This is a genomic window from Arthrobacter stackebrandtii, from assembly GCF_017876675.1.
Taxonomy (GTDB): domain Bacteria; phylum Actinomycetota; class Actinomycetes; order Actinomycetales; family Micrococcaceae; genus Specibacter; species Specibacter stackebrandtii.
In genome coordinates this window covers 272,095-283,939 of sequence record NZ_JAGIOI010000001.1, presented here as the reverse complement: position 1 = coordinate 283,939, position 11,845 = coordinate 272,095, and the positions used below count along the sequence as shown (strand labels likewise).

Here is an 11,845-nt window from a genome sequence, read left to right as displayed (position 1 = left end):
CCGCAAGGGGCGCCCTGGCCAGTACAGTTCCGCACGATGCAGGACTGTTGAAAGACGCACAACGATTGAAGGGTTGAGAAGCACATGGGGCAAAAAGTGGTGGACACATGCCGCAATTGCGGGGCGGAAATCGCTCCCGGCGCATCATTTTGCACGTTGTGCGGCACGGCGGTTCCCAACCGTTCCGCCGCACCGGTGCCCTCAACAGTGCCGCTCGTGGGCCAGCCCTTCACCGGCCAGGCCCCCGCCCCGGTCCAGCCCCCGGTTGCGGGCCAGGCGCCCGGCGCCGCCCCGTCGCTTCCCGGTGTCGTCCCCGTGGGCATCGGCACCACGGCGCCGCTCGTGGCGCCCCAGCAGGTGGGCGGAGACGCCCGATTTGCCGCCGCAGCAACACTTGTCCCCGGCGGTGCCGGGCGCCGGCTGGCCGCCAAGCTGATCGACGGCGTGCCGCCTGCCATCCTGGCTGTTGTGGTGGGCGTGCTCGTCATTGTCCAGATGGGCGGCGTCTCCACCGAGGCGGACCTTGCGGCATTCCAGCGCAACATGCTGCTGACCTACTCGGCCTTTCTCCTGCTGTGCCTCGCCTACGGCCTCTGGCTGTGGATTTGGGAAGCCCGCACGGGCAAGACCCCCGGCAACGCCATGCTGGGGCTGCGCACCACCAACATGGCAGGGGAGCGGGCCGGATTCCTGGCCATCTTCCTTCGCGGGCTGATCATTGGTTTGGCCGGGATCGTTCCCACGGTGGGGCCGATCCTTGTCATCATCTCCAACACCTGGGACCCCAACGGCAAGTGGCAGGGCTGGCACGACAAGGTGGCCAAGACCCTTGTCTTTGACATCAAGGCCGGGCGCAATCCCATGGAAACCGGGGGAGTGGCAGGCCGCGAGTCCTATGAACCTGCCCCCGTGCCGACCATAGCCACGGTGAACTCGCCCCTCCCGCAGCCCGTTGCGCAGCAGCCGCAGCAGTTCGGTTTCACGCAGGGGACCATCACCACGGTTCCCGGCTTTTCCGCGCCTGCTCCGGGAGCAGGGCAGGTCGCACCGTCCGGACAGCAGCCCACGGCAGCCGGCTACACAGAACCCGTCAGCTTCGCACCGCCTGCCGCGGCGCCGCCCCAGGCAGCCCCGTCAGATACGGGCCAGCCCACGTGGAAGACCACCGAACCGCTGCCGGCCGGCGACGCCGACGAAGCCGCAGGTGAAACCCGGATCCGCCCGGCCGCCGCAAAAACGCCGCTGCGCCTGGCCTTTGACGACGGTGCCCTGCAGGATGTGGACACCGTGGCACTCATCGGGCGCAACCCCGCCGGTTACGATGGTGAGATGATTTCCCGCCTCATCACGATCCGCGACACCAGCATGTCCGTGTCGAAAACGCATCTGCACGTCCGGGCCAGCAACGAGGGGCTGTGGGTCACCGACCGCAATTCCACCAACGGCAGCGCCATCACCGGCACGTCCGGCGCCAAGACGCCCCTGGCCCCCAACACCCCTGTCCTGGCCGAAATCGGTGCCCGCGTGCACTTCGGCGAACGCTCTTTTGTGGTGGGTCGCGCGTGAGCGCGGCGGGACCAACCGGCGCCGGCGCACTTGAGCAGGGGCCGGACAAGGAGGGCGCCGCACCGCTGGGCGAGTCCACCGGCGTCCGGCTGGCAGTTGGCGCCGGAACAGACCGCGGCCTGCGCCGGGAACTGAATGAGGACTCCTACCTTGCCGCCGACCCCCTGTTTGCCGTTGCCGACGGCATGGGCGGGCACGAGGCCGGGGAAGTGGCCAGCGGGGAATGCATCCGCACACTGGGCCAGCAGCAGGTCCTGACGCAGGGCTCCCGGGAGGCAACGGCGTCGGACCTCCAGGCGGCACTGCGCCAGGCGGATGCGCGGATCAGGGAGCTGACGGACGCCCAGGCCGGCACCACCGTCACCGGCGTGGTGCTCGTGGAGGAGCGCGACGTCCCGTACTGGCTGGTGTTCAACGTGGGCGATTCGCGCACATACCGGCTGAGCCAGGGCGCCCTGGAGCAGATCAGCGTGGACCATTCCGAGGTACAGGAGCTTGTTGACGGCGGCTACATCACGCGAGGGCAGGCCTTGGTGCATCCGCGCCGGCATGTGGTGACGCGGGCGCTGGGCGCCGGCTCGGACACGGAGGCCGACTACTGGCTGGTGCCCGTCAAGGAGGGCGACCGCATCCTGGTCTGCTCCGACGGGCTGACCGGCGAGCTCAGCGACAGCCAGATCCACGGGATCATGAGCACCCTGCCCAAGCCTCAGGACGCGGTTGACGCGCTCATCCAGGCCGCCCTGCGCGCCGGCGGCCGGGACAACATCACGGCCATTGTGCTCGATGCCAGCAATGTTGGCGGGCCGGCCGGCGATGAAACGATGGACAAGCCCCCGCAGCGCGACCACGCCGACGGCGACACCCTGCCCCGCCCGCCCCGGCCGGAGCCGCAGGGGCGCCAGGCCGACACCCCCGGCGCCGATGCCGCCCGCGAACCGGGAACCGCAGCGGACACCGACGCCGCACCAGAAACCACAGCCGTGCAAGAGACTGCAGGCACACCCTTGCACGAGGAGAACCATGGATAACAACAGCTACACCACCGGCACCTGGCTGGGCATTGTGCGCCACGGGGCCGCCGTTGTCCTGGAGGACGGCACCGACCCCGCCATCGTTGCCCGGCTTTGGGACCTCCTCGGCGCGGAGCCCACCATTCACGGCATCCTGCACGAGGTGACGGAGCAATTCGGCACCGGCCTGGCCAACCTGCCCAGCTTCGCCATCCTCCTGCACGGCGAACGCCTGCACACCATCCTGCGCGGGGACATCACCCTCGCCGCCCACACCGCCGACGGCACCGAACTGGTCTCCGGCCGCGACGTCACCACCTGGAGCGAGCGCTCGATGGCGCTGCCCGAGTCCCTGGACCTGACCTTCGACGGCGCGCCCGCCGCCACCGCCGGGCTGCCCCTCGACGGGGCCGTCGTCAGGCTGGCTGCCCTGCACATGGCGCCGGGCCAGGCCGGGGCCGCAGGGGAGCGCCGCGCACGCCGCGGCCTGCTGCTGGAGAAGGAAGCGCCGGCTTTGGCGGATTCCCCCGCGCCTGATCCCCTGGAGCACGACGGCGGATTGCCCGCCCAGCTGCCTCCGGCACCCCTCGGTGCGGTGGCCGGGGCGGCCGGGCTTGCCGGTCTCCACGAGCTCGCCAGGCCGGAGGGTGTGGCGGACAGTGAACCGGATGCACAACCTTCCGCCACGGGCCTGGAAGATTTCGACGGCGGCTACGAGGACGCCGTCCACCCGCTGGAGGAGCACTTTGCCCTTGCCGCGGCAGCCGCCAACGCCGAATGGGATGCACAGCTGGCACCCATGGACGTCCCCGGCGCACCGCTGGACGGCGACCTGAACCTCACCATCCGCCCCGACGGCGAGGACGGCGGGGAAGGCCACGGATTCGACGACGCCGGCCGCCTGGATGAGGCGTCGCATGACGCCACGGACCTGGAAGGCACCGGTTTTGAGGACGTCGGCCATGACGGCGGCGACCTGGGCGCCGACGTTCCCGCCGACGGTGAATTTGCCGCAGAAGCCGGTTCCCCCGATGCCGGCGTTTCAGGACTGGACGGGGACTCCGACGACGCCCCGGGCGCGGCCACCCTGCACGGGCGCCCCGACGACGAGCCGGCCGGATCCGAACCGGCGGACGCCGCGGCGGACCTCGCCGAGGACGGGTTCACCACCAACTACGACTTCCTGTTCGGCGCCACCGTGGCCCAGAACGTGGAGGACGCAGCCGTGCGCACCGAAGGCGAAGGGGACGATGCGCCGGCCCCGCTGGCGGAGCAGCAGCTGCCGCCGCTACCGGCCCAGCCGCCCGCGGCCGGAAACGTCTCCCTCCGGGCAGAACCGGACGTGGAACCGGACGCTGAACCGGACATTGAGATTCCCGCCAGCCTGCTGATTGAATCCGTGCCGTGGGGGCTCGCCAGCCGCGCCGCCGCGGCCGCCGCCCCCGCCGCCCCCGCGAACCTGCCCCAGCCGCCGGAACTGCCCGTCCCCCTTGAGGACGGCGACGGCGACGTGCTGGCCGGCTTCCTCGGCACCGGACATGACGGAGCCGGCGGGGCCGCCTTCGAGCACGACGCCTACGACCCCGACCATGACGGGCATACCGTGATGCGCAGCGACCTCGGCCTGGAAGTGGCACCCGAGGTGGCGGCCGTGCTGGATTCGCGCCCGCCCACCGGACCCATGGTTTTGGCACGCCTGTGCCCCAACGGCCACGCCAACCCGCCGCGCCTGTCCGCCTGCTTCAACTGCGGCGCGGCCATCACCTCCGAACCCCGCGAGGTGGGCCGCCCCCGCCTGGGCACCATGCACATCTCCAGCGGCGAGGTCGTGGAGCTGGACCACTCCCTGATCGTCGGCCGCCAGCCGTCGGTCTCCCGCGTCATGGTGGAGGCCATGCCGCGCCTGGTCCACGTCCAGAGCCCCAACGGCGACATCTCCCGCTCCCACGTGGAGGTCCGCCTGGACGGCTGGGACGTGCTGCTGGTTGACCTGAAGGCCACCAACGGCACCGTCCTGGTGCGCGAGGGCCAGGCCCCGCGGCGCCTGGGCGAAGGGGAGGAAGCCATCCTGCTCGACGGCGACATCGCCGAATTGGGTGACGGCGTCTCGCTGCTCTTTGACGGGCTGTTGTGAGTTCCCGCCGCGCACCGGCGCCGCCGCCCACCCTGCCCGGCTACCGCTTCATCTCGGTGCTGGGCTCGGGCGGCTTCTCCGACGTCTACCTGTATGAGCAGGACCGTCCCCGGCGCAAGGTCGCCGTCAAGGTCCTCACAGCCGACCTGAAGACGGCCGGTGCCCGCAGCAGCTTCGAGTCCGAGGCAAACCTGATGGCGCAGCTGTCGGCACACCCGTACATCGTGACCATCTTTGAAGCCGAGATCACCGACTCCGGCCACTCCTACCTGGCCATGGAGTACTGTTCGCGGCCCAGCCTCGACGTGCAGTACCGCCAGGGCCGCAGCAGCGTGGACCGGGCCCTGGAGGTCGGCATCCAGGTGGCGTCCGCCGTCGAAACCGCCCACCGCGCCGGCATCGCGCACCGCGACATCAAGCCGGCCAACGTGCTGGTCACCGACTACAACCGGCCCGCACTGACGGACTTTGGCATCTCCGGCACCATGGACGGCGAACAGTCCGAGGGCGGGGGCATGTCCATTCCGTGGTCACCGCCGGAGTCCTTCGGCGCGGGCGCCACCGACGGCGTGAAGGTGGACATCTGGGCGCTCGGCGCCACCATCTACACACTGCTGGCCGGCCACTCGCCGTTCGTCATCCCTGGCGCCGACAACTCCCAGCGCATGCTCATGGACCGCATCGCCTCGGCCCCGCTGCCGGGCCTGGGCCGCGCCGACGTTCCCGAGGCACTCGAACGGGTGCTGGCCACGGCCATGGCCAAGTCGCCGGCCTCCCGCTACGCCTCCGCCAAGGACTTTGCCCGCGCGCTCATGCGGGTGCAGACGGAACTGAACCTCTCCGTCACCCCGTTCGAGGTCCGTGACGACGTGGTCTCCCACGAGGTCCGCCCCGACGACCACCACGAGGCCACCCGGGTGCGCAGCGTCGTCTCGATTGACCCCGAGGCGCCCACCGCCAACCCCACTTTTCCCACGCGCGACGGCGGGAGCCGCACCACCGGGGGCGGCAGCCGGGGTGCGGTGCCGCGGCAGGGCCCAGCATCCGGGGCCACGGCAAACCCGCGGGACAACACCACGGGCAACACCACCGGGCTCATCCGCAACGGCCAGACAGTCCCTGGGACGTTCCCGCACGCCCCGGCGGCCCCCGCGCCCGGCATCCCCGGGCCGGGTGCTCCCGCCGGGCCGCCCGGCGCCGTCGAGGACACCGTGGCCCGGCCCGCAGAGCCGGCCGCCTGGCACGGAGGCCCTGCCCAGGGCGCCGAGCACGTGCTCGATTCCACGGTGCAGCGCGGCGCACCCGCCCTCGCCGAAGACCTGGCGGACCCCCACGGGCAGCCGGCCCCGGGGGTAGGAGGCAGGAAACGCTTGTGGCTGGGACTGGCCTCGGGGCTGGTCCTGGCGGCCGCCGTCGTGATTGGCGTGGTGGTCTTCACCAACCAGGGGGCGCCCACGGCGCCGGAAACGCCGGTGGCCAGCGGCAAGCCGTCGTCCGCCCTGGTTGTTGGTGCGCCCGTGCCGGCCGTGGCGGACCTGGCCGCGGCGCCGGGCGACGGCGGCTCGGAATGGACCTGGACCAACCCGGACCCGCAGGACGGCGACGCCTACCTGTGGGCGCCCATCAGCGCGGTGTCGACGGGCGAGTACAAGCGGGTGGCCGAGGCGAAGGTGTTCGTGGCCAACGGCGCCGATGACAAGTCGTGCATTTCGGTGAAACTGCTGAGGAAATCGGGCGAGACGTCGCCTGAGACGAAGAAGTGCTCTTGACGGGCCTGGACACAAGGGGGATGCCTGCATGGCCGAGTTGACCATTGATTTCTGTGGCGAGTGGTACGAACCGTCCCCGGACGGCGTCTTTAGCATCGGCCGCGAGGGCGACCTTGAGGTGGACGACAACCCGTACCTGCACCGCAAGTTCCTTGAGGTGAGCAAATACGACGGGATCTGGTGGCTGAGCAATGCCGGCACCATGCTCTCGGCCACGATCGCCGACGCCGCCGGCGGCATGCAGGCCTGGATGGCCCCGGGCGCCCGCATCCCGCTCGTGTTCAGCCAGACCAACGTGATCTTCACGGCCGGGCCCACCACCTACGAATTCTCCGTGCACCTGGCAGCGCCGTCGTTCCAGTCGCTGAGCCGCGAAGAGGACTCCGCCGGCTCCACAACGATCGGCCCGGTGGTGTTCACCGAGTCGCAGAAGGCCCTGATCGTGGCACTGGCCGAGCCCATGCTGCGGCGCGGCGGGACCGGCTTCAGCGCCATCCCGTCCTCGGCGCAGGCCGCCAAGCGGCTGGGCTGGCCGCTGACCACCTTCAACCGCAAACTGGACAACGTGTGCGACAAGCTCGACCGGGTGGGCGTGGTGGGACTGCGCGGCGGCGGCGGGAAACTGGCCACCAACCGGCGCGCCCGGCTCGTGGAGCACGCCGTCACCTCCCACCTGGTCATCCCGGATGACCTGCCCCTGCTGGACACCCAACGCGGAACGGACGATGAATGAGGATCAGGCTGACGCTCCGGCGTGAACCGCAGGAAGACAAGAACCTGGCCGTGACGGTGGACGGCCTGGCCACGGTGGGCGACATTGCCACCGAACTGTACCTGGCCGACCCCTCCCGCAAGGGCGCCGGCGCCCCGGCCAAGCTGTCCCTTCTGGTGGAGGAATCCCTGGTGGGCGGGCTGCGCGGGCGCACCCTGCCCCCGGAGTCCAACCTGCTCGAGTCCGGGCTGCGCCCCGGCGCCACGGTGGCCCTGACCCAGGTCAGCGACACCTTCTCCATGCCAGGCCACGACCGCGGCCCGGCCGTCGCCACGCTGCGCGTCGTCTCCGGGCCCGACCAGGGCCGGGAGTTCGCCCTGCCGTCGGGCACCAGCTACATCGGCCGCGACTTCAACGTGGACGTGCGACTCAGCGACCCGATGACGTCCAAGCGGCATGCCCGGATCAACGTGGGTGAAACCATTGAGATCGTCGACACCGGCTCCGCCAACGGCCTGCTCATGGAGGGCGCCCAGGTTTCCCGTGCCGTGCTGGGCTCCTATGACGAGGTGACGCTGGGGGATTCCACCATCTCCATTGTCAGCCTGGGAAACGCCGCCACCGGCGGCCCCACGGGCCCGCTCGTGGAATTCAACCGCTCCCCGCGCGTGGTGCCCCACTTCAAGGTGGAGGAACAGGCCGTGCCCGCGGGCCCGCAGCGGCCCCGGCGCACCAGGTTCCCGATGCTGATGCTGATGGCCCCCATTCTCATGGGTGCCATCATGTACTCCGTAACGCAAAACCTGTACAGCCTCGTGTTCATCGCCATGATGCCGCTGATGATGATTGGTTCCTGGGTTGACCAAAGGGCGAACGCCAAGCGGGACACGCGCGACGCCGTCGAACAGTTCCGCGGCGCCGTGACCGAGTTCCGCCGCCAGATGACGGCCCGCCAGCAGGTGGAGCGCGCCGTGCGGCTCGCCGAAAGCCCCTCGGCCGCGGAAACCGTGGAGGCCATCTACAAGCTGGGGCCGCTGCTGTGGACCCACCGGCCCGAACACCCCGCCTTCCTGTCACTGCGCCTGGGCGTGGGCCGCCAGCCGTCCCGGACGCCGCTGGCCAAGGACAGCGGGAACAACACCATGCCCGAATACATGGAGGAGATTGCCGAGCTCAAGACCGAGTTCACCGACATTGACGCCGTGCCCGTCGTGGCGCAGCTGCGCACCAGCGGCGCCCTTGGCATCGCCGGGCCGCGCGGCGTGGTCGACGACGTGGCCCGTGCCCTGGTGCTGCAGGCCGTGGGCCTGCATTCACCCGCTGAACTGGCCGTGGCCGCCATGACCGGCACCGAGTCCAAGGAGAGGTGGCAGTGGCTGCAGTGGCTGCCCCATGTCGGCTCCGTGCATTCCCCCCTGGGCGGGGACCACCTCGCCGCGGGCCGTGGTGCCGCCGGCGCCCTGCTGGCCTCGCTTGAGGACCTCCTCGTGGCGCGGGGGGTCACCATGTCCTCCCGCGGCGCCGCCCACCGCGGCCCCCTGGACCCCAAGAAGGCCGACGCCCCGCCGCCGGCTGTCCCGGCCCTGCTGGTCATCATTGAGGACGACGTCAACGTGGACCGGGCGCGGCTGACCCGCCTGACCGAATACGGTGCCGACGTCGGCGTGCACATCCTGTGGGTGGCCAACTCCGTTGAGGCCCTGCCGGCCGCCTGCCGCGACTTCCTGCAGGTCGCCGAGACCGCCACCACCGGCCAGGTCCGCCTGGGCCAGCTCAGCTACCCCGTCAGCTGCGAAAGCGTTGATGCCGAGCTGGCCGGGCAGCTGGCGCGCATGCTGGCCCCGGTTGTCGACGCCGGAAAGCCGGTCGACGACGACTCCGACCTCCCGCGTGCCGTCTCCTACGTGGCGCTTGCCGGGCACGACCTCGTGGAGGGCACCACCGGCATCGCCGACCGTTGGCTGGAGAACAACTCCGTTGCCGCCCGGGCCGTCAAGAACCGCAAGCACCAAGGCTCCCTCCGGGCACTGGTGGGTTCCAAGGGCATCGAGCCCATGTACCTGGACCTGAAGACGGAAGGTCCCCACGCCCTGGTGGGCGGCACCACCGGCGCCGGCAAGTCCGAGTTCCTCCAGTCCTGGGTGCTGGGCATGGCCGCGGCCTACAGCCCCGACCGGCTCTCCTTCCTGTTCGTGGACTACAAAGGTGGCGCCGCCTTCGCAGACTGCGTCCAGCTGCCGCACACCGTGGGGCTGGTCACCGACCTCTCGCCGCACCTCGTGCGCCGCGCCCTGACCTCGCTGCGGGCCGAACTGCACTACCGCGAGCACCTGCTGAACCGGAAGAAGGCCAAGGACCTTCTGGCCCTGGAACGGGAGGCGGACCCCGAGGCGCCGCCGTCGCTGGTGATCGTGGTGGACGAGTTTGCCGCCCTGGCCAAGGAAGTCCCCGAGTTTGTGGACGGCGTGGTGGACGTTGCCGCCCGCGGCCGCTCCCTGGGCCTGCACCTGATCCTGGCCACGCAGCGCCCCTCCGGCGTCATCAAGGACAGCCTGCGCGCCAACACCAACATGCGCATTGCCCTGCGCATGGCCGACGTGGACGATTCCAACGACATCCTCGGCGAGGACACGGCCGCCTACTTCAGCCCCTCCATCCCGGGGCGCGGGGCGGCGAAGACCGGCCCGGGCCGCATCGAGGGCTTCCAAACCGGCTATGCCGGAGGCTGGACCAGCAGGACCCCGGAACGCCCGCGGATCGACATTGTGGAGATGGACTTTGGTGCCGGGGCGCCGTGGGAACAGGAGATCGAGGCCGCGCCCGTGGCCGAGTCTGCCGGGCCCAATGACATCGCCCGCGTGGTTGCCAACATTTCACTGGCCGCCGTGGAACTGGGTGTGAAGCCGCCGCGCAAGCCGTGGCTGGGCGAGCTGTCCAGCATCTACGACTTCTCCAAGCTGCCCACCCCCCGCAACGACCAGAAGCTGCTGCTGGGCGTCATGGACGACCCCGCCCACCAGGCCCAGCCCACCGTGTTCTACGAACCGGACAGGGACGGCAACATGGCCATCCTGGGCGCCAGCGGTTCCGGCAAGTCTGCGGCGCTGCGCACCATTGCTGTCGCCGCGGCCATCACCCCGCGCGGCGGCCCCGTCCAGGTTTACGGCATCGATGCAGCCTCCAATGGCCTGCAGATGCTGGAGGTGCTGCCCCACGTGGGCGGCATCATCAACGCCGAGGACGGCGAACGCGTGGGGCGCCTGCTCCGCTACGTCCGCGGCATCATCGACGAGCGCGCGGAGAGCTTTGCCCAGGCCAAGGCCGGCAGCATTTCCGAATACCGGCGCCTGGCCAACAGGCCCGACGAGCCGCGCATCATCATCCTGCTGGACGGCCTCGGCGCCTTCCGCGAACTGTACGAGTTCCGCCCCGGCATGCCCCAGTTCGAGACGCTGCAGCAGATCGCCACCGACGGCCGTCCCATGGGCGTGCACATCGTCGTTGCCGGTGACAGCACAAGGTCCCTTCCGACGTCGTTGGCGTCATCCATCCAGCGCAAGCTGGTGCTGCGCATGGCCACGACGGACGACTACGTGACCATGGGCCTGCCCAAGGACGTGCTTGACGCCTCCTCACCTCCCGGGCGCGGCATGATCGACGGCGGCGAAATCCAGCTGGCCATTTTTGGCGGCACCGCGAACCTTGCACTGCAGGCGCGGCAGGTGGCGTCGCTGGGCGAATCAATGCGCCGCCAGGGCGTCAAGGCCGCGCCGCGGATCGAGTCGCTGCCGGAGATCCTGGACCTGGACGTGCTGCCCACGGCCGGTCCCGGACATGTCACCATCGGCGCGGACGACTACAACCTCGAGCCCGCGGGCCTGGCCGCAAGCGGGGCGCTCATGCTGACGGGCCCGCCCGGATCCGGGCGCACCACGGCCCTGGTCACCCTCGCCGAGGCCCTGAAGCGCTCGACGCCGGGCACCCGCCGCGTGTACTTCGGCTCGCGTCGCTCGGCGGTTGCGTCGCTGCCGGTCTGGGACGAGGCCTTTGCCACGCCGGGCGGGGTGGCGCCGGAACTGCGCCGCTTCATCGACCAGGTGGAGGCCGAGGGGGAACCTGTGGCATTCTTCATTGAGGGGGTCACCGAATTCAGTGATTCCCCGGCGGAAATGGAACTGGTGGCGCTAGTCAAAGCCGCCGTAAAGGCCAACCTGTTTGTTGTGGGCGAGGCGGAGACTTCCACCTGGTCTGCGGCCTGGAACATTTCCGGCCTGTTCAAGGCCGGGCGCCGCGGCCTGCTGCTCAACCCGGGGGACATCGAGGGCGACACGCTCATGAGCACCCCGCTGGGCCGCACGCGCAACAACAAGTTTGTCCCCGGACGGGGCTACGTTGTGGGCCGGGGCAAGGCGTTCAAGCTCCAGGTGGCAACCACCATGGACCACGAACGCTAGCGCCGTTGCGAGCCGCGGGAGCCGGTGGGTGGGCCCACGCCGGCGAGGGACCCACAGCGAGCCGCGGGAGCCGGTGGGTGGGCCCACGCCGGCGAGGGACCCACAGCGAGCCTGCGAGCTGCGGGAGCCGGTGGGTGGGCCCACGCCGGCGAGGGACCCACAGCGAGCCTGCGAGCTGCGGGAGCCGGTGGGTGGGC

At 70.5% G+C, this 11,845-nt stretch carries 6 protein-coding genes and 1 pseudogene; all 7 read left to right on the top strand.

The window, feature by feature from the left end; genetic code table 11:
* Positions 1-84 precede the first annotated feature (84 nt).
* Positions 85-168: pseudogene (locus tag JOF48_RS20100) on the top strand (zinc-ribbon domain-containing protein); the annotation flags it as partial.
* Between the two features lie 48 nt (positions 169-216).
* Positions 217-1,566, top strand: a complete 1,350-nt coding sequence (locus JOF48_RS01240) for an RDD family protein (protein WP_209684811.1) — start codon at positions 217-219, stop codon at positions 1,564-1,566.
* A gap of 65 nt (positions 1,567-1,631) precedes the next feature.
* Positions 1,632-2,597: a PP2C family protein-serine/threonine phosphatase gene (locus tag JOF48_RS01235; protein ID WP_209683986.1), complete on the top strand. Its 966-nt coding sequence runs from the start codon at positions 1,632-1,634 to the stop codon at positions 2,595-2,597.
* The gene (locus JOF48_RS01230) at positions 2,590-4,713 is read left to right on the top strand and encodes an FHA domain-containing protein (protein ID WP_209676564.1); all 2,124 of its coding nucleotides are present in this window, start codon (positions 2,590-2,592) and stop codon (positions 4,711-4,713) included. The genes JOF48_RS01235 and JOF48_RS01230 overlap by 8 nt, the downstream gene beginning before the upstream one ends.
* The gene (locus JOF48_RS01225; protein WP_209676562.1) at positions 4,710-6,482 is read left to right on the top strand and encodes a serine/threonine-protein kinase; all 1,773 of its coding nucleotides are present in this window, start codon (positions 4,710-4,712) and stop codon (positions 6,480-6,482) included. The genes JOF48_RS01230 and JOF48_RS01225 overlap by 4 nt, the downstream gene beginning before the upstream one ends.
* A 28-nt stretch (positions 6,483-6,510) precedes the next feature.
* Positions 6,511-7,215, top strand: coding sequence for an FHA domain-containing protein (locus tag JOF48_RS01220; protein WP_209676561.1), 705 nt, complete (start codon positions 6,511-6,513; stop codon positions 7,213-7,215).
* Entirely contained in the window at positions 7,212-11,648 is a 4,437-nt protein-coding gene (locus JOF48_RS01215; RefSeq protein WP_209676560.1) for a type VII secretion EssC family protein, read from the top strand. The genes JOF48_RS01220 and JOF48_RS01215 overlap by 4 nt, the downstream gene beginning before the upstream one ends.
* Positions 11,649-11,845 lie beyond the last annotated feature (197 nt).

Coding starts and splice junctions, on each gene's coding strand:
- JOF48_RS01230 (WP_209676564.1), top strand. CDS start 2,590: ATGGATAACAACAGCTACACCACCGGCACCTGGCTGGGCATTGTGCGC.
- JOF48_RS01220 (WP_209676561.1), top strand. CDS start 6,511: ATGGCCGAGTTGACCATTGATTTCTGTGGCGAGTGGTACGAACCGTCC.
- JOF48_RS01215 (WP_209676560.1), top strand. CDS start 7,212: ATGAGGATCAGGCTGACGCTCCGGCGTGAACCGCAGGAAGACAAGAAC.